This is a genomic window from Corynebacterium glyciniphilum AJ 3170, from assembly GCF_007673095.1.
Classification (GTDB): Bacteria; Actinomycetota; Actinomycetes; order Mycobacteriales; family Mycobacteriaceae; genus Corynebacterium.
This window is the reverse complement of the sequence record NZ_VDYZ01000021.1, coordinates 1-18,769: the sequence shown is the minus strand read 5'-3', so window position 1 is coordinate 18,769 and position 18,769 is coordinate 1. Positions and strand designations below refer to the sequence as shown.

The 18,769-nt window shown below is 68.5% G+C and carries 16 protein-coding genes; 12 read left to right on the top strand and 4 right to left on the bottom strand.

The features are described 5' to 3' along the window. Positions 1 to 237: 237 nt before the first annotated feature. The gene (locus FS507_RS15355) at positions 238 to 885 is read left to right on the top strand and encodes a resuscitation-promoting factor Rpf1 domain-containing protein (protein ID WP_145943652.1); all 648 of its coding nucleotides are present in this window, start codon (positions 238 to 240) and stop codon (positions 883 to 885) included. Positions 886 to 1,034: 149 nt separating this feature from the next. Here FS507_RS15355 and FS507_RS15350 read toward each other — a convergent pair whose 3' ends face one another. Continuing rightward, positions 1,035 to 1,223 carry a hypothetical protein gene (locus FS507_RS15350; protein ID WP_038553016.1) on the bottom strand — a complete coding sequence of 63 codons (189 nt, stop codon included), beginning with the start codon at positions 1,221 to 1,223 and terminating at the stop codon, positions 1,035 to 1,037. 106 nt (positions 1,224 to 1,329) lie between these two features. Between FS507_RS15350 and FS507_RS15345 the strand changes: the two genes are divergently transcribed. The 3 genes from FS507_RS15345 to FS507_RS15335 all read left to right on the top strand — a co-directional run bounded on the left by FS507_RS15345 (position 1,330) and on the right by FS507_RS15335 (position 6,025). Beyond that, the gene (locus FS507_RS15345; RefSeq protein ID WP_145943651.1) at positions 1,330 to 3,639 is read left to right on the top strand and encodes a helicase-associated domain-containing protein; all 2,310 of its coding nucleotides are present in this window, start codon (positions 1,330 to 1,332) and stop codon (positions 3,637 to 3,639) included. Between the two features lie 86 nt (positions 3,640 to 3,725). Then, entirely contained in the window at positions 3,726 to 5,372 is a 1,647-nt protein-coding gene (locus FS507_RS15340; RefSeq protein WP_145943650.1) for a DNA repair helicase XPB, read from the top strand. Between the two features lie 11 nt (positions 5,373 to 5,383). After that, complete coding sequence (locus FS507_RS15335) at positions 5,384 to 6,025, top strand: DUF3239 domain-containing protein (protein WP_145943649.1); 642 nt, start codon at positions 5,384 to 5,386, stop codon at positions 6,023 to 6,025. A gap of 105 nt (positions 6,026 to 6,130) precedes the next feature. Here FS507_RS15335 and FS507_RS15330 read toward each other — a convergent pair whose 3' ends face one another. Next, entirely contained in the window at positions 6,131 to 7,234 is a 1,104-nt protein-coding gene (locus FS507_RS15330; RefSeq protein ID WP_145943648.1) for a hypothetical protein, read from the bottom strand. A gap of 266 nt (positions 7,235 to 7,500) precedes the next feature. Here FS507_RS15330 and FS507_RS15325 point away from each other — a divergent pair, with 266 nt between their 5' ends. From FS507_RS15325 to FS507_RS15310, 4 genes are read left to right on the top strand one after another with little or no spacing between them, the layout of a single operon-like run. Further along, on the top strand, positions 7,501 to 8,271 hold the full coding sequence (locus tag FS507_RS15325; protein ID WP_145943661.1) for a LamB/YcsF family protein: 771 nt from the start codon (positions 7,501 to 7,503) through the stop codon (positions 8,269 to 8,271). Next, complete coding sequence (locus tag FS507_RS15320; protein WP_260853557.1) at positions 8,268 to 9,788, top strand: urea amidolyase family protein; 1,521 nt, start codon at positions 8,268 to 8,270, stop codon at positions 9,786 to 9,788. Before FS507_RS15325 ends, FS507_RS15320 begins: the two co-directional genes overlap by 4 nt. Beyond that, positions 9,785 to 11,518, top strand: a complete 1,734-nt coding sequence (locus tag FS507_RS15315; protein WP_145943647.1) for an acetyl/propionyl/methylcrotonyl-CoA carboxylase subunit alpha — start codon at positions 9,785 to 9,787, stop codon at positions 11,516 to 11,518. Before FS507_RS15320 ends, FS507_RS15315 begins: the two co-directional genes overlap by 4 nt. 2 nt (positions 11,519 to 11,520) lie before the next feature. Beyond that, complete coding sequence (locus FS507_RS15310; protein ID WP_145943646.1) at positions 11,521 to 12,138, top strand: GntR family transcriptional regulator; 618 nt, start codon at positions 11,521 to 11,523, stop codon at positions 12,136 to 12,138. Here FS507_RS15310 and FS507_RS15305 read toward each other — a convergent pair. Then, entirely contained in the window at positions 12,094 to 13,215 is a 1,122-nt protein-coding gene (locus tag FS507_RS15305; RefSeq protein ID WP_222121443.1) for a PLP-dependent cysteine synthase family protein, read from the bottom strand. The genes FS507_RS15310 and FS507_RS15305 overlap by 45 nt on opposite strands. After that, the gene (locus FS507_RS15300) at positions 13,209 to 14,192 is read right to left on the bottom strand and encodes a hypothetical protein (protein ID WP_186314719.1); all 984 of its coding nucleotides are present in this window, start codon (positions 14,190 to 14,192) and stop codon (positions 13,209 to 13,211) included. Before FS507_RS15300 ends, FS507_RS15305 begins: the two co-directional genes overlap by 7 nt. Before the next feature lie 19 nt (positions 14,193 to 14,211). Here FS507_RS15300 and FS507_RS15295 point away from each other — a divergent pair, with 19 nt between their 5' ends. The 4 genes from FS507_RS15295 to FS507_RS15280 all read left to right on the top strand — a co-directional run bounded on the left by FS507_RS15295 (position 14,212) and on the right by FS507_RS15280 (position 18,230). Then, the gene (locus tag FS507_RS15295) at positions 14,212 to 15,423 is read left to right on the top strand and encodes an aminotransferase class I/II-fold pyridoxal phosphate-dependent enzyme (protein WP_145943644.1); all 1,212 of its coding nucleotides are present in this window, start codon (positions 14,212 to 14,214) and stop codon (positions 15,421 to 15,423) included. A gap of 8 nt (positions 15,424 to 15,431) precedes the next feature. Further along, entirely contained in the window at positions 15,432 to 16,649 is a 1,218-nt protein-coding gene (locus tag FS507_RS15290; protein WP_440130366.1) for a cobalamin-independent methionine synthase II family protein, read from the top strand. A 41-nt stretch (positions 16,650 to 16,690) separates the two neighbouring features. Continuing rightward, positions 16,691 to 17,713: an iron-siderophore ABC transporter substrate-binding protein gene (locus FS507_RS15285; RefSeq protein ID WP_145943643.1), complete on the top strand. Its 1,023-nt coding sequence runs from the start codon at positions 16,691 to 16,693 to the stop codon at positions 17,711 to 17,713. Positions 17,714 to 17,795: 82 nt separating this feature from the next. Next, complete coding sequence (locus FS507_RS15280) at positions 17,796 to 18,230, top strand: MepB family protein (RefSeq protein ID WP_145943642.1); 435 nt, start codon at positions 17,796 to 17,798, stop codon at positions 18,228 to 18,230. Positions 18,231 to 18,769 lie beyond the last annotated feature (539 nt).

Below are 18,769 nucleotides of genomic sequence, written 5' to 3'. Positions count from 1 at the left end.
CGATAACGTTCGAGACACGGAACGGTAACGCACTGGGCAACCCCCGTTTTGGCCCCGTTCGTGCTCGCGCTCACAGTCGCGACATCAGCACGCGATCCCGCCTGAACAGCCACGAATCCAGCCGATCAGCGTGACTCAATCGTGACAAACCGTTACTGTCGGACCCCAGCAATGAACACCGCGGTGATACACGGGACCTGATCGCCGCACCACCGACTCCGAAAGGAATCAACCCACATGGGACGACACACCATCCGTAAGAGCAGCTTCAGCACCAAGCGCCTCGCCGTCGCCGGCATGGCGACCCTGGCACTCGGTGCCGTCGCGGCTCCGGCAGCCAACGCCGCCCCCGACTCCGACTGGGACCGCCTCGCGCAGTGTGAGTCCGGCGGCGACTGGTCCATCAACACCGGCAACGGCTTCCAGGGTGGACTGCAGTTCTCCCCGAGCACCTGGAGCGGCTACGGCGGCGACGAGTTCGCCCCCTCCGCCGACCAGGCCTCCCGCGAAGAGCAGATCGTTGTCGCCGAGCGCGTTCTCGAGGGACAGGGCTGGGGCGCATGGCCGTCCTGCTCCTCCCAGCTGGGCCTGAGCTCCGCACCGGAACAGCGCTCCGCCCCGGCGGGCCCCGCCACCGACAACTACGCCGCCAACCCCCAGGAAGCGGCCGCTGACCTCAGCAGCCAGACCGACGCCCTCGCCATCGACGGCGTGTGGGAGAAGGTCACCGAGGCGTTCGCCGCCAACGGCATCGAGGTGCCGAGCGAGCTGGAGTCCCTCTACAAGGACAACCGCGCAGCCCTCAACGACAACTACACCGGTGCCATCAAGCAGGCCGAGGCTGCAGGCGAGCAGTACAAGGCTGTCGCCGGCAACCTGTTCTAGTCAGCAGCGTCCTGTTCCGGGTCCTGCCCCGGGACGCGCACTAGACCCCACGCATCATCAGGGTCCCACCTGAAAAAGGTCGTCGCCCGGGTCATTCCGACTGTTCGGAATGACCCGGGCGACGACCTTTTGGGCCGTGTACCGCCCGACTAGCGGTTGATCACCGTGTACGGGTGCACGTAGGGCAGCTTCTCTGCGGGCACGGGGAACTCGGCGTCACCGAAAGGGCTCAACGCCCCGGCGTCGTCGGCCACGAGCTCGGAAACCGCGTGCTTACCTTCGGGCAGGTTCTGCGGCCAGCCCGGATCAACGTAGTGCTTCTTCTTTGCGTCAGCCATGACACCGATCATTCCACATCCTCGCCGTTCAGGCGACTTTCCGACGGCGCCGTCCACACCGGCGTCTACACCCGTGCGACCACCGGCGGGTAAAGTTACCGTCGTTATGCCTGACTCCTTCCCCACCTACGCCGACTGGCTGTCCGGTCACCCCGACGACGTCCTCGTCGACCTGCTCTGGCGACTGCGTGCCTTCCACCCCGGATCCCTGGGGTCGGTCTCGGACGTGGCGGCACTGCGTCGGCTCGACGCCACCGGTCTTGCCGTCCTGCATGCCCTCGTCGTCACCGGGGCAGACCATCAGCCGGTGGAACTGGAGGACGTCACCAGCACCCTCACACAGCTGTGGGACACCGCCGGCACCCGCCCAGAACACCGGGCGGGCACCGCGGCGGTCCGTGCCACGGTGCACACGCTGGCATCCTGGGGGCTGGTCTTCGGGCCGGACCTGTCGGTGTCGCCACGGGATCCCGCCACGGCGCCCGGCCCGATGAAGGTGCCGATGCACCTGCCGCCGCTGTTCTCCGCCACCACCGACCTGCCCTGGGTACTGGTGGACAGCTACCGTTGCCCCGTCCCGACCGAGGAACTGCCGGAGGTCCTCGGTGCCCTCCCCACCCGCCAGCGGCGCCTGCTCGACACCCTCGAGTTGTCCGGCGGCATCGGGCACTCCGCGACACTCGACGACCCGGAGCGACCCCTCGCACGGATGATCGCGGCAGGGCTGCTGGACCGGGTGGACGCCCAGACCGCACGCCTGTCGCTGCGGGTGTCGGCAAGTATCTCCGGACGCATCGTCCCTCCGCCGGGCGGTGATTTCAGTGCGGTGGAGAACCCGACCCGGCCGGACGCCCGCACCGACGCCACCGCGGTGGCGCGGGTGGTCGAGACCGCCCGCCTGGTGGCCGACGTCCTCAAACAGATCGGGAACACGCCCGTGCGCCCCCTCAACGCCGGAGGGATCGGGGTACGGGAGATCGCGCGCCTGTCGAAGGCGCTGGGCCTCGACGCAGCGGTAGTCAGCGACACGCTCGTCCTGTGCCGTCACGCCGACCTGATCGCCCTGGGGCTGCCCGTGCCCGCGCCCCAGGACGTCATCGGCAGCGGCAACTTCTGGTCACTGAGCGAGCGGGGTGCCACGTACCTGTCTGCGCCCCTGTCGAGGCGCTGGGCGATGCTGGTCGACGGATGGCGCCACAGCCCGCACGCGCCGTGGTCGGCGCAGGACGACACCGGCACCGACGCCCACCTGCTGCAGGATTCCCTCGACGCGGCCGAGGCGGCAGCGCTCCGGGGCGTCGTCGCCGCCAGCGGGCAGGTCGTCACGGCGGAGTCCCTCTGGCGGATCCGGCCCTCCGTCGCAGCCGTGACGTCCGAGGCCGCCGTCGACAGTGTGCGTGACGAATGTGTGATCCTGGGACTGTCCGCAGACGGGGTGCCCTCCTCTGCGGCCGTCGCGCTGGCCGCCACCGGGTCCGACGGGACGGATGAGGACCGGCTCACCGCCGCGCTCGCCGACATCCTGCCCGCTCCGGTCGGCATGCTGATCATCCAGGCCGACATGACGATCCTCGCCCCGGGGCTGCTCGACGAGGACACCGAGGCGAAACTGCGGACCTTCGCCGACGTCGAGTCCACCGGTATGGCCAGCGTCTGGCGGGTGACCAGGGAGAGCATGCAACGCGCCGTGGAACGGGGGGAAACGGCCGAAGGCATCGAGGACTTCCTCGCCGGCATGGCGCCCGACGTCCCCCAGTCGCTGTGGTACCTGATCCAGGACACGTTCCGCACCCACCGTCCCCCGACCCCGGTGGTCGGCAGTACCGCGGCCAGCGTGTTGACCGCCCCCGACGAAAAGTCCATGGCAGCGATCATGGACACCGACGCGGCGGACGAGACCGGACTCCGCCTGCTCTCCCCCACCGTCGCCGCGAGCTCGGTGCAGCTGTCACTGGTGGTCGAGGCCCTCGAGGACGAGGGCGTGACCATCAGCATCGACGGTGACACCGGCACCGGACGTGCCACCGCGGCACCGGTGTTCTCCACCGTCCCGGACCCGCCCCGTCCGGCACCGTCCTTCACCCAGGTCGCCGACCAGCTCGCCGGTGCGGTGGAGGGGTTCCGCCGCACCCGTCAGGACGAGGACGACGAGGCAGGCCACAGTGGCGAGACCACCCGGGTCCGCGAACCCCGCGCCATCATGGCGGCGCTGCGCCACGCCTACGACGCCGGGACCTCGGTGGAGATCAGCTACGTCGACGCCACCGGGTCAGCGGTGCACGAGTGGATCTCCGTGGTCACGATGAGCCCGGTGTCGATCATCGGAGTCACCGAGGCCGGCGGCCAGTCGCTGCACATCCAGCCGCACCGCGTCGCGTGGGTCGGCACACCGGTGGATACGGCAGATGAGCGGTAACTGACGTGAGCGGTGCCGACGCGTAGGATGGTCTGGTTGCACGAGCGGCAACGCACACCTGCACCAACCCCTGTGAGGAGGCACCCGTGGGACTCGGTGACGGCCCGCTGATCGTCCAGTCGGACAAGACCGTACTGCTGGAGATCGGGCACGCCCAGGCGCAGGAGGCCCGCACGGCGCTGGCCCCCTTCGCGGAACTGGAACGCGCCCCCGAACACGTCCACACCTACCGGATCACCCCGCTGGCCCTGTGGAACGCCCGGGCCGCCGGGCACGATGCCGAGCAGGTCGTGCACGTGCTGGAAACCTACTCCCGGTTCCCCGTCCCCCAGCCCCTGCTGGTGGACGTGGCCGAGACGATGGAACGCTACGGTCGGCTGATCCTCGCCAACCACCCCGCGCACGGCCTGGTGCTGGAGTCGACCGACCGCGCGGTCCTCGCCGAGATCCGTCGCCACAAGAAGATCCGGCCGATGCTCGGGGAGGAGATCGACGAGGACACCGTGATCGTCCACCCCTCGGAGCGTGGGCGTCTCAAGCAGGAGCTGGTCAAGGTCGGATGGCCTGCAGAGGACCTCGCCGGCTACGTCGACGGCGAGGCACACCCCATCTCCCTGTCCACCGAGCAGGAGAACTGGCATCTGCGGGACTACCAGGAGATGGCCGCCGACTCCTTCTGGGCCGGGGGCTCCGGTGTGGTGGTACTGCCCTGTGGTGCCGGCAAGACGATGGTCGGCGCAGCATCCATGGCGAAGTCGCAGACCACGACGCTGATCCTGGTGACCAACACCGTCGCCGGACGGCAGTGGAAGGACGAGCTCGTCCGGCGTACCTCCCTCACCGAAGACGAGATCGGCGAGTACTCGGGGGAGAAGAAGGAGATCCGCCCCGTCACCATCGCCACCTACCAGGTCGTGACCCGTAAGACGAAGGGTGAGTTCCGTGCCCTGGAGCTCTTCGACTCCCGTGACTGGGGGCTGATCATCTACGACGAGGTGCACCTGCTGCCCGCCCCGGTCTTCCGCATGACCAGTGACCTGCAGTCGCGTCGGCGCCTGGGCCTGACCGCCACGCTGGTGCGTGAGGACGGCCGCGAGGACGACGTGTTCAGCCTCATCGGCCCCAAACGCTACGACGCCCCCTGGAAGGACATCGAGGCCCAGGGCTGGATCGCCCCCGCCGACTGCACCGAGGTGCGCGTGCAGCTCACCGAGTCCGAGCGCATGGTCTACGCCACCGCCGAGCAGAACGAGAAGTACCGGCTGGCCGCCTGCTCGCCGGCCAAGAACCGGATCGTCCGCAGGATCCTCGACCAGCACCCCGATGAACCGACGCTGGTCATCGGTGCCTACATCGACCAGCTCGAGGAGCTCGGTGAAGAACTCGACGCACCGGTCATTGACGGACGCACCACCACCCACCGCCGTGAGGAACTCTACGACGCCTTCCGCAGCGGCGAGTTGCGCGTCCTGATCGTGTCGAAGGTGGCGAACTTCTCCATCGACCTCCCCGGCGCGTCGGTCGCGGTCCAGGTCTCGGGCACCTTCGGTTCCCGTCAGGAGGAGGCCCAGCGCCTGGGGCGGATCCTGCGTCCGAAACCGGACGGAGGCCCCGCGTACTTCTACTCCGTCGTCGCCCGGGACACCCTCGACGCCGACTACGCCGCCCACCGTCAGCGCTTCCTCGCGGAACAGGGGTACGGCTACCGCATCATCGACTCGGTCGACCTGTAGGATCATTCACCGTGGTCAGCTTCAACTTCACTGTCGACGAGCCCTTCGCCCGCAAACACAACGAGTTCTTCCGCGACTCGCGCCGATTCCAGTGGTCGGCCGGTCTGATGGGGGCGATCATGGTCGCTGCCGCGGTGATCCTCTTCGTCGTCGTGGACGCCGGCTGGGCGGTGATCGTGGGCATCGCCGCTGTGATCATGGCACTGATCTGCTTCATCATGGTGCCGGTGTTCCCCCGTCAGCTCGGTTCGCCGCAACGCTACTACGACGCCTACCCGCTGGCCCCCACCGTGATCGCGCAGGTCAATCCGCGCGACGTCGTCCTGATGTCGCTGGTGGACACCGCCGCCACCGGTACCGCCAGGTCCCGTCCGGCTCTCGCGTTGCGCACCGTGACCTCGATCCCCGGGGTGGAACGCAAGGTCGGTGAGAGGGTCCCTGCCATGGCGGTCACCGGCATGCGCTCCGTGGGGCATCAGGACCACTGGGAGCAGATCTCCCCCATGCCGGTGGCGTGGGGGACGCAGGTCCGGTCCGTGGTGGCTGAGGCGGAGAAGGCCATCCCGGAGTCGGAGTGGTCGCGGTTGGAGTCCCTGATCGACCGACTCGAGGACGTGCAGAAAACGCGCCACCTGCTGCTCGAGCTGGAGTAGGTTCGGGCCGGTCTCCGGAGCCGGCGGTTTATCGCACCCCATCACTCGCTGATGGAGCTGCGACCTGGCCTTTTGGAAACATTACCTCCTTATCAGGTGCGATAGTCACCCGATCCTCGGCGTCCCTCGGCGCCGGCACAATGCGATGCCGGCCGCGATGGTGCGCTCCAGGAGGTCCGGGTCCCTGAGATGGCCGTAGGTCAGCCGCAGAACGTGCCACCCCAGGTTCGCCAGCTCCGCAGAGATGCGGGAATCCGTGTCACGTCGACGGCGGTCAAGATGCTCTGAACCGTCGTACTGCAGGGCAAGTTTCAATGCTGGCGAACCGAGGTCCACCCGCGCCACGACGCCACGGCCGGTGGCGTCCGTCGTGTGTACCGGATCCGCCACCGTACCGTCCCGCCGAATCACCAGCTGGGAGATGAAGCCCTCCCCGAACATCCGGCGCACCTGCAGCCGCATCACGGTCTCCATCGGCGACTCCGCACCCCGGTCCGCCAACGCCGCGATCCCCGCCAGATCCCGCCGGGGATAATGGTCACCACACGCAGCGACGAGGCGGAGCGGATCACACCCGGACAAGGCACAGAACGCATCGATGAACTGCACGGCCCGGACACGCTTCACATCCAACCCCGTCCCGGGCACCACACGCCAGGCATGGTCGCCGGAGCGAAGAGACCGCAGACAGTGGATGACGGTCAGCACCGGCGGCGTGACCTGAAGCTCCGGCATCTCACTGTCCACCCGCCAGCGGGGCGTGACCGCCGCCAGCGTCCCCTCTTTGCGGAACCGGGAGACTTCCTGCGGAGTCGTCGCTGCCCGACGCCGACCACCGGACAGGACGCAGGTGTCTGCGTCGTCGCAGAAGTACGGCATCCCCCAGAGCCGGGCGGCACTCCAGCTGTGTGCGATCCAGTCCGGTCGTCGGATGAGCGCCATCCGCACCCTGGTCAAGGCATCAAGATCATAGGCGAGGCCACGGGGATGCTCGGCGGCTCCCCACGCCACCAGCGCAGGATCCCTGGCCGCCGCCCTGGGCACCCACAGGTCACCGGCCCGGATGAAGTTTTCTGTGATGTCCCCGCGGCCACGCAGGCCGGCCTCGATGTTCTCCCGGGTGTCCGGACGCCGGAGCTTCCGGTCTGCATCCGACTTAGGCCAGCTACGGATGAGGTCATCGTCGAGGTGTGTCCCCCGGTATGCCATTCGTCTTCCCCCCGCACTTCTGTTCGGCCCACCCCCGTGGACACTGGTTCAGAGTAGCCGACGCGGCAGCGGATCGGGGCGGCGGTTACTGCGGCCGGCTGGATTTCGCACCCCTTCAGCTCCTTCTGGGAATCTGACCAGGCCTTTTAAGAACATAAGATGGTGATGGGGTGCGATGATCAACCTGCCTCCCCCAGTCCCCCTCCCCAATTCCGCTAGGCTTGACTTTGTTCAACAATGTCGTTGAGAGCGAGGGTTACGACACCATGCACGACAACGGTCCAGCCACCATCGACCTGAACGCCGACCTGGGCGAGACCACCGGTGGCATCGCCGTGGCCGACGATCCCGCCATGATCGCCCTGGTCTCCAGTGCCAACGTCGCCACCGGATTCCACGCGGGTGACCCCCACGACATCGCCGCCACTGTCCGGGCCGCCGCTGAACGCGGGGTCACCGTCGGGGCGCACATCGGTTACCGGGACCCCGAGCACTTCGGACGCAGCGCCCTCGACATCGAACCCGCCCAACTCGCCGACGAAACTCTCTACCAGATCGGCGCACTCGATGCGCTGGCCCGGGCCCACGGGACGAAGGTCAGCTACGTCAAACCCCACGGGGCGCTCTACAACACCATCGTGCACGACAGGTCGCAGGCCCGGGCGGTCGTCGACGGTGTGCGATCGTTCGGTGACCTGCCGCTCATGCTTTTGCCCGGCAGTGTTGCGATCGACCTCGCCGAGAGAAAAGGTCTGCGGGTGGTGCGGGAAGCGTTCGCCGACCGCAACTACATGCCGGACGGCACCCTGGTGTCCCGGTCCCGGCCGGACGCCGTGATCACCGACCCGGACGCGGTCACAGCGCGCGTGCTGCAGGTGGCTACCACCGGTGCCGTGACCGCGGTGGACGGCACAGTCCTCCGGGTCGACGCGGAGTCCGTCTGCGTCCACGGCGACTCGCCGGGATCGGTGGAGTTGTCACGTGCGATCGTCGGAAGGCTGCACGCTGACAGCATCGACATCAGGAGTTTCCTGTGACCACCGACGCGAGACCTGTCCACCGGGTCGGCACCCGCGCGCTCCTGGTCGACCTCCCGGACCTGTCGACGGCGATGGCCTGGCATGCCCACCTGAGCGCCCACCCGTTGCCCGGTCAGCGCGATGTCGTCGCCGCGGCCCGTACCGTCCTCGTCGTGCTTGATTCGCCGTCCTCCGCGACACGTGCACTGGAACAGCTCAGGACAACGCGTCCCTCCGGGGCCTCTGCTGGCGGGGACCACCGGACGGTCACCGTCGACGTCGTCTACGACGGCCCGGACCTGCAGGTGGTCGCCGACCAGCTCGGTATGACGGTCGACGGGGTGATCGAGCATCACACCTCGTCGACGTGGACGGGTGCATTCGGTGGCTTCGCACCGGGCTTCACCTACTGTGTGGGCGACGCGGTACCGTCCGTCGCACGCCGGGACTCTCCCCGCACGGAGGTCCCCGCCGGTGCCGTGGGTCTGGCCGGCGAGTTCTCTGCGGTGTATCCCCGTAGCTCACCGGGCGGTTGGCAGCTGATCGGCACGTCCGCCACCCCGGTGTGGGACGCCTCGGAGCAGGAGCCTGCCCTCATCCGTCCGGGCGACCGCGTGGTGTACCGGGCGGTCAGGGAACGGGTGGAGGTCCGCCCGACGACGCCGCAACGCGACGGCGGCGGACACGACCGCCCTTCCCTGACACTGACGGACCCCGGTCTGCTCACACTGGTCGAAGACGCCGGTCGCCCGGGCCACGCCGGGGTGGGGGTAACCACGTCCGGTGCCGCTGACACGGCCTCGGCACAGGTCGCCAACGACGTCGTGGGCAACCGTCCCGGGGACGCGGTCCTGGAGAACATCGGCGGGCTGACACTCACGGCCGTGCAGGACGTGGTGGTCGCGGTCACCGGGGCGGATACCGCAGTCACGGTCAACGGTCGCAGGCGGGCGCTGGCCTCTCCCCTGCTGCTCACCGCGGGGTCGACGCTGAGCGTCGGCGCGGCACGGGCCGGACTGCGCAGCTATGTCGCGGTACGGGGTGGCGTCCGGCACGGTGGGGAGGTGCTGGGTTCACTGTCCTCGGATGTCCTCTCGGGTCTCGGGCCGGCCCCACTCACCGTCGGTTCCTCGGTCGCGACGGGTTCCGGCCAGGTGGCTCCGACCCGGCACGGCACCAATCCGCTGCGCGTGCCCGATGTGCTGCACATCGTCCCCGGCCCCCGTGACGACTGGTTCGTCGGCGGGCCAGAAACCCTCACCGGTCGGGAATGGACGGTCAGTCCGGCGTCGAACCGGGTGGGGGTACGCCTGTCAGGTGCCGCCGTGGACCGCGACGACGACCGGGAGCTCCCGAGCGAGGGGATGGTCGCCGGATCCGTCCAGGTGCCGCCGGACGGCCAACCCGTCCTTTTCCTGCGGGATCACGCCGTCACCGGCGGCTACCCCGTCATCGCCACTGTCATCGCCGAGGACCTCGACGCCGCAGCCCAGCTGGCGCCCGGCGCGACGGTCAGATTCGAGGAGTATACATGAGCACCATCTCATCCGTCCTGATCGCCAACCGCGGGGAGATCGCGGTACGCATCGCCCGCGCCGCCCGTGACCTGGGTATCCGTACGGTCGCGGTGTACACCGACGCCGACGTGGGTGCCCTGCACACCGAGATTGCCGAGGAAGCGTACGCGGTGTCCTCCTACCTCGACGTCGACGCGCTGCTCGAGGTGGCGTCCCGCGCCGGCGTCGACAGTGTGCACCCCGGGTACGGGTTCCTGTCGGAGAACGCCGGTACCGCCCGCGCAGTGCAGGACGCCGGACTGGTGTGGATCGGCCCGTCGCCGGAGACCATCGAGACCCTGGGTGACAAGATGGCGGCGCGTCAGCTCGCCGAGCGGTCCGGGGCCCCGTTGGCACCGGGCACCTCCGAACCACTGACCTCATGGGAACAGGCCCGCGACTTCGCCGAGGAGCACGGCCTGCCGATCGCGATCAAGGCCGCCTTCGGTGGTGGCGGACGGGGCCTGAAGGTCGTCACCGAGGAGGACGGACTGGAGGCGGTGGAAGGCGCCTTCGCCGCGGCCGGTCGCGAGTCGCAGGAAGCCTTCGGACGTGCGGAGTGCTTCGTGGAGAAGTTCCTCGCCCGCCCCCGGCACGTCGAGGCTCAGGTGCTGGCGGATTCCCATGGTGCGGTCGCGGTGGTCGGTACCCGTGACTGCTCGACCCAGCGTCGCTTCCAGAAACTCGTGGAGGAGGCACCGGCCCCCTTCCTGTCGGAGGAACAGAACCGGCGGATCATCGACGGTGCCCGCGAGGTGTGCCGTGCGGCGGGATACGTCGGTGCGGGGACGGTGGAGTTCATCGTCGCCGAGGACGGCACCGTGTCTTTCCTCGAGGTCAACACCCGTCTGCAGGTGGAGCACCCGGTGACCGAGGCCGTCTCCGGGATCGACATCGTCGACGAGCAGTTCCGTATCGCAGCCGGAGGACGGTTGACCGTCGATGCGGACGCGGACCCCGTCGCCCACGGCCATGCGGTCGAATTCCGGATCAACGCCGAAGATGTCGCCCACGGCTTCGCCCCCTGCCCGGGGACCGTGTCGCACTTCGAGCCCCCGACAGGGCCGGGGATCCGTGTGGACAGCGGTGTGCGCTCCGGGTCGACGATCCCGGGCAGCTACGACTCCCTGCTGGCGAAACTGGTGGTGTGGGGGCCTGACCGCGACACGGCTCTGCGACGGGCACGCGCCGCCCTCGACGAGTTCCGTATCGACGGTGTGCGGACCGTCCTGCCGTTCCACCGCGACATCGTGCGGGAGCCGGCGTGGGCCGGTGGGGCCGACGACTTCGCCATGTGCACCGACTGGGTCGACCGCGAGTACGTGCCCGGCGCGCACACCGTGGCCGACGTGTCGTTCGACGACATCTACGCCGACCGCACCACCCTCGCCGTCGAGATCGGCGGCGTACTGCAGCACGTGCGGGTCCCGTCCGCCCTGCTGCAGGGCGGGGGTGCAGCGTCCGGGGACGGAGATGCCGCAGGGGACGGGGACCCCGGCGACGTCCCCGCCCCCTTCGCCGGCACCCTGGCGGAGTGGCAGGTTTCCGACGGGGACACCGTCGAGGAGAACCAGACGATCGCCACCGTCGAGGCGATGAAGATGGAGTCTCCCGTCACCTCACCGGCCTCGGGCACGATCCACCTGCACGCCGACGCCGGGGACACTGTGGCCCGCGGAGACGTGATCGCCCGGGTCGTGGAGGAGTAGGGGTGCGCGCCCAGACCGCTGCCCAGCAGCTCCGGCTCGCCGTGTCCGCCGGCGAATTCACACCGGGACAGAAACTCAGCGAGGTCGCCGTCGCGCAACGCTTCGGTATCTCCCGCAACACCCTGCGCGAAAGCTATGCCACGCTGATCGCGGACGGTGTGCTGAACCGTATCCCCAACCGCGGGGTGTTCATCGCCTCACCCGGCGCCGCCGAGGTGCACAACCTCTTCCTCGCCCGCGCGGTCGTCGAACCCGGGGCACTGCTGTGGGGCGAGACCCCCGATGTCGGCGCGCTGGACCGGATCGTCGCCGAGGCCGAAGAACACCAGAGGGCGGACGACCTGGCGGCGACCGCGACGGCGAACCAGGAGTTCCACCGCGCCGTGGTCGCGACGGCCGGTTCGGAGCTGCTCAACGAGGAGATGGAACGGTTACTCGCCCGGATGCGACTGGTTTTCCTGCAGGCGGAGCGGCACGATCCCGGGTTCCACGGGGGATTCGTACCGGTCAACCGGACTATCGTCACCCGGCTGCAGGCCGGTGACCGGGAGGGGGCGGCGACCCTGCTGCGCGCGTCACTGCTGGAGACGAGTGCGTCGCTGTCCTCCCTCATCGGCTGAGAGGAACTCCAGGACCCGGTCGCGGCAGGCCGCGGCGTCGATCCCCCGGTCCGCCAGCCACTCCGTCGAGTAGTACTTGTCGAGGTAACGTTCCCCGGAATCGCAGATCAGTGACACCACACTGCCCTGCTCACCGGCCTCCACCATCTCGGCGACCAGCATCAGCGCGGCCCACAGCCCGGTGCCGGTGGAGCCGCCGGCCCGGATCCCGGTCACCTGCTCCAACGCCTGGATCGCACCGATCGCCGCGGCATCGGGCACACCCATCATCCGGTCGACGACGGTCCCGGTGAAACTCGGCTCCACCCGTTGGCGACCGATACCTTCGATTCTGGAGGGTGCCGCGGTGGTGACGTCCCGGTCGTCGGCCTCCCAGGCCGGCAGGAACGCCGAGTTCTCCGGGTCGGCGACGCACAGACCGGTCATCCGTCCGGTGTAGCGCACGTAGCGGCCCAGGGTCGACGAGGTACCGCCGGTGCCCGCTGTCGCGACAATCCATGCCGGCTCCGGGTACCGTTCCATCGCCATCTGACGGAAAACGGACTCGGCGATGTTGTTGTTCCCCCGCCAGTCGGTGGCCCGCTCGGCATAGGTGAACTGGTCCATGTAGTGGCCACCGCTCTCCCGCGCGATGTCCGCGGCGACCGCGTAGACGGTGGACGGATCATCGACGAATCGGACGTCGGCACCGTACGACCGGATCAGGCGGACCTTCTCGGCACTGGTGGTCGCCGCCACGACGGTGATGAAAGGGACACCGATGAGCCGGGCGAAATAGGCCTCCGAAATCGCGGTGGAGCCGGAGGACGCCTCGACCACCGGGGCACCGGGCCGGATCCACCCGTTGCTCAGTGCGTAGAGGAAGAGCGAGCGGGCGAGCCGGTGCTTCAGCGAACCGGTGGGGTGCGTCGACTCGTCCTTGAGGTAGAGATCCACGCCCCAGGCCTCCGGGAGGGGCACGGACAGCAGGTGGGTGTCGGCCGAGCGGCACTGGTCCGCCTTGACCTTCGCTATCGCCCCGGCGAGCCAGCGCCGCCCGTCCGCGTCATACCGGTTGAGGTCGCGTACCTCTACCATTGCGCCAACCATGCCGCGTCGTCACTGATCCGCCGCCGCCACACGTCCGGGACCCCGAGGATGTGCTCGGAGAGGTAGGCCCGGAACTCATGGTCCGGTGCGTTGGAGGTGAAGAAGTCCTGCACCTGCTCCGCCGGTGTCCCCCGGGAGTCCTCGGAGGCCACCGACACCAGCGTGGGGACCTCCGACAGTGCCGGAGGAGCAGCGGTGAGTTCCGGGGAGATCCGGGGTGTCATGGCCAGCAGGAAGTCCGCGTCCTCGACGACGTCCCGGGCCAGTCCCAAGCCGGAGCCGAAGGTGATCAGGCCGGTGCGGTGGTCCGGTCGGCCCCACCCGCGAACCTCGCGGAAGGCCGCGGCAACGGCCGCCTGTGTCCGCTCCTGTGACGCTCCCTCGCCGTAGGCGGGCAGCGGGTACACCAGGTCCACCACGGTCACACCGGACTTCTCGGCCAGTGCGGCGAACAACGGCAGCCAGAGCTGGTCGTGGGCTTCAGCGTCACCGAACCAGCCGGGCCCGCCGTGCAGGCTGACCGCCACGGCGCCGGTCGGCTCACTCGGGGTGAGCACGGTCCCGCCGACCCCGGCGACGGTCACCGGCTCCGCCGAGGGACCCGTCTTCAGGAACGCCGACGTCGGCATGGCGTGGTCGAGACCCGCACCGAGAACCAGCAGACTGCAGTGGGTGATCAGGTCCGGTACCCGAGCCCACATGCGCTCGGTACGGTCCTTGAGCTCGGCGGTGACCCCGTCCGGCGACTCCGCGGCTTCATCGGTGGTCAACGACCGGAAGATCTCCGGGTAGCTGTCCTCGAAGAAGTTCAGCAGCTGGGTGAGCTGACCCCGCGGACTGATGCCGTCCCTGCCTGCCTGGGCGTCCACCGGGTGTCCCTTCGGCAACGTCGCGGGGTCGGTCTGTTCGAGGCGGACGGTCTCGTCGGGGTCCGCCCCGGTCGCGGTAATCGGCTGAATGCTCATGACCCCATACTATGGCGGCATGGAATCTCAGCATCACCTCCCCACCCGTGCTCCGGCGTCCCGGGTCGCCGGCGTCGGCCCGACGGTCTTCGCGACGATCACCGCCGAGGCGGTTCGTACCGGCGCGGCGAATCTCGGGCAGGGCTTCCCTGACGAGGACGGCCCGGCAGAGATGCTGCGGCTGGCTGCCGCGGAGATCACCGGCGGCAACAACCAGTACGGGCCGGGACGTGGCCTGCCGTCGTTGCGTCGTGCCGTCGCGGAGGACCGGGAGCGCCGCCTCGGACACGTCGTGGACCCGGAGGACGTGCTGGTCACCGTGGGCGCGACCGAGGGCATCGCCGCCGCCGTGCTCGGGCTCGTCGACCGCGGTCGCGAGGTGGTCGTCCTCGAGCCCACCTACGACGCGTACTCCGCGGCCATCGGCTTGGCCGAGGCCGTCGCGCGACCTGTGCGTCTGCTTCTGGACGACGGCAGGTGGCACCTGGACCGGGAGAGATTCGCCGCTGCGGTGGCGGACGGTCCGGCCGCCGTGATCCTCAACTCACCGCACAATCCGACCGGCACGGTCCTGGGGCGCGAGGACCTGGAGTTCATCGCCGGCACAGTACGCGACACCGACGTGGTCGTCATCAGCGACGAGGTCTACGAGCGCCTCGCCTTCGACCGTCCCCACGTCGCTTTCGCCACGCTGCCCGGGATGCGGTCCCGGACGGTGACGTTGTCCAGCGCCGCGAAATCCTTCAACGTCACAGGCTGGAAGACGGGGTGGGCGATCGCCCCTCCGGAGCTGCTGGATGCCGTCACCGCGGCCAAGCAGTTCCTCAGTTATGTGGGGGTCACGCCCCTGCAGCCGGCGGTGGCGTGGGCGCTCGGCAACGCTGACCGCTGGAGCGACCGGTGGGGGCAGACCCTGCGGGCCCGCCGGGACCGCCTGGCGGGCGTCCTGCGTGCGACCGGGCAGCACGTCCTGCACAGTGACGGCACCTACTTCCTGGTCAGTGACATCGCCCCGTTGGAACTCGACGTCACGGCCGAGGAGTTCTGCCGCTCCCTGCCTGAGGCGGTCGGGGTGGCCGCCATTCCGGTGAGCAGCTTCGTCACCGTGGCCGATGAACAGGTCGACACTCTGGTGCGGTGGACATTCTGCAAGGCCGACGGCACCCTCGACCTGGCCGAGGAGAGGTTGCTCGCTGCTGACTGGACGCGTCTGCATAAGACCGGAAACTAAATACTACGATGGTGCCCATGACTCAGATCCGCACCACACACGTAGGTTCACTGCCGCGCACCCCGGAACTGCTGGAGGCCAACCAGCGCCGGAGCAGCGGCGACATCAGCCAGGACGAGTTCCTCGGCATTCTCCAGGACGGTGTCGACAAGGTCGTCCGACGGCAGGTCGACCTCGGGCTCGACATCATCAACGAGGGCGAGTACGGACACGTCACCTCCGGTGCCGTGGACTACGGCGCCTGGTGGAACTACATCTTCTCCCGGCTCAGCGGACTCACCATGACCGACACCGACCGCTGGGCCAACGCGGAGAAGGTCCGGTCGACCCCCGGGAACATCCGCCTGACGTCCTTCCCCGACCGTCGTGACCGCGCCGCCTTCAGTGCCGCCTACGAGGACCCCGAGTCCGGTATCTTCACCGGACGCGCCAAGGTCGGCAACCCGAAATTCACCGGCGAGGTCGGCTACATCGGTGGCGACCAGGTAGGCGCCGACGTCCGACTTCTGACCCATGCGCTGTCCGCCGCGGACAAGAACACCTCCGACGGATTCATCGCCGCCATTTCCCCGGGCTCCGCCGCGCGTCTCACCGACGAGTACTACGGTGACGACACCGCCCTGGTCAACGCCTGTGCGGATGCCCTGCACCATGAGTACAAGGCCATCACAGACGCCGGCCTGACCGTGCAGATCGACGCACCCGACCTCGCCGAGGCATGGGACCAGATCAACCCCGAGCCCTCCGTCGCCGACTACCAGGCATGGATCCGGATCCGGATCGCCGCCATCAACCGGGCGCTCGCGGGGCTGCCGAAGGACCAGACCCGTCTGCACATCTGCTGGGGTTCCTGGCACGGCCCCCACACCACGGACATCCCTTTCGCCGACATCATCGATGAAGTCCTCCAGGCTGAGGTGGGCGGCTTCTCCTTCGAGGGTGCCAGCCCGCGCCACGCCCATGAATGGCGTGTCTGGCAGGACCATGCGCTCCCGGACAACACGTTGATCTACCCCGGGGTGGTCTGCCACTCCACCAACGTCGTGGAACACCCTCGCACGGTGGCCGACCGGATCCTGACGTTCGCCGAGGTTGTCGGGCCGGACCGGGTCGTCGCCTCCACGGACTGCGGGCTCGGTGGCCGTCTCCACGAGCAGATCGCGTGGGCGAAGCTGGAGTCGCTCGTCGAAGGTGCACGCATCGCCAGCCGGGACCTGCTGGGATAGTTTCTTTCAGTTCATGATTGTGTCAGCGTAGGCTGTCCTTCATGACTGTCACCCCACATCCCGGCCGACGTACCGTCGGCATGCTCACAGCATTCGGCTGTGCCCTCGCCCTGTCCGCATGCGCCGGCTCCTCGGACGACGACCCCGACTCCGGCAGCACCGGAGGAACCTCCGCCGTCCAGACAGAGGGGACCTTCCCGCAGACCGTACCGACCAAGTTCGGTGACGTCACCGTCGACGAGCAGCCCACCAAGGTGGTGGCGTTGGGGTGGGGTGACGCAGAGACTGCGCTCTCCCTCGGCGTCCAACCTGTCGGCGCGTCCGACTGGCTCGACTTCGGCGGAGACGGCGTCGGCCCGTGGATGGAGGGTGCCTACGACTCCTCCCCCGAGATCATCAGCACGCTGGAGCCGGAGTACGAGGAGATCGCCGCGCTGGAGCCCGACCTGATCCTCGACGTCCGGAGTTCCGGTGACCAGGACCGCTACGACAAGCTCTCCTCCATCGCCACCACCGTCGGTATTCCGGACGGAGCAGACAGCTACCTGACGCCCCGTGAGGACCAGGTGCAGATGATCGCCACCGCGCTGGGACGTCCCGATGCGGGCGAGACCATCAACAAGGGATACGACGACATGGTCGCCGGAATCCGCGAGGAGCACCCCGAATGGGCGGAGAAGACCGCCTCCACCGTGGCTCTCTCGTCCGCCGGCTGGGGCGCCTACATCCGCGGCTCTGAACGCTATGACACCCTCCTCGACCTCGGGTTCCAGGAGAATAAGACGTTGGCGGACGAGGAGGTCGCTGACACCGGTTTCTCGGTGAAACTCAGCGATGAAACCCTCTCGAAGGCAGACTCGGACCTGGTCGTGGCTTTCGCCGTCGGGACAACCCCGGAGGACGTGGCCGGCAACAGCGCCTGGCAACGGCTGTCGGCCACGAAGGAAGGGCATTCCTTCGCCATGCCGCGCGATATCTCCAGCGCCTACGCCCTGGGTTCACCGTCGGCGATCGAGTTCGCGATGAAGCAACTGGTGCCGTTGCTCGAGGACCACACGAGCTAGACTCGCCCACCGTGTACTCAGGGCCTCCGCCGCCCGTCCGGACAGCGCAGACAGCGTGGAGAACGATTGGTAGGTTGGTCTCGTGGGATTTAGCGCGTTAGAGCTCTGGGCGTCCGAGCTAGGTTTAACTGTGTCGGTGGCGGCTGAGCCCCAGAACAGTGACTACGAGTCGGGACTGGCACAGGTTGAGGGCCTCGAGTGGCACGTCCGGACCGCCAGGAACACCCCGTCGAAACCGGGCGCCTTCGTCGCCTTCTGGCGGCGAAGCTCGGACGGACAGACGCAGCCATTCACTGGCGACAAGATGAACGCTGGTCTGCTTGTCTTCGTGGGAGACCATGTTCGGCGCGGGGTGTTCAGGTTCTCTGCCGACCATCTTGCAGAGTTGGGGGTTACCGCAGCGGGCGGACAGGCGGGCAAACGCGGATTTCGTGTGTATCCTGTCTGGTGCGAAGGGCTGAATCCGCAGGCCAGGGCCACGCAACGCGCACAATCTCCGGCATTCGAGGGGTACTGAGATCACGCGGTCCTCACCCAGTGCAGGGCAGCGACAAGGCAGAGACCGGCGTGGTGCTTGCGGGCAGTCTCGTCAGTGCGCATTGCGATGCCGCAGCAACCATACTCGTGTCCACTGTCTGCCCAGGCGTGGGTAGGAACGCGAGGGCTCTGTCGTGGAGACGGCCGATGCGATCCGCGCCAGCCCACCGGACTGCTGCGCGAGACGGGGCTCTCACCAAACCCGTGCCCGGAGCCCTGCTCAGACCACCGGCTGAAGTTCTTGTAGATCATATTCCAGTTGCCGAGCCGCTCCGGCAGATCCAGACACGGCCGCCTGGTCGTATCTCGCGCAGACACTGCGCCCTGCGGTCCACCCGGCCGATGAGGTCGCCGTCCGCCGGGCGGCGCGGGCCAGGCGGCACACACCCACACGCACACAAAAAAAGGGAAGGCCCCGGCAACCAGAAAACTGGCTACCGGGGCCTCCCCACACACTTGATGCCGGCGGCGTCCTACTCTCCCACACCCTCCCGGGTGCAGTACCATCGGCGCAGGCAG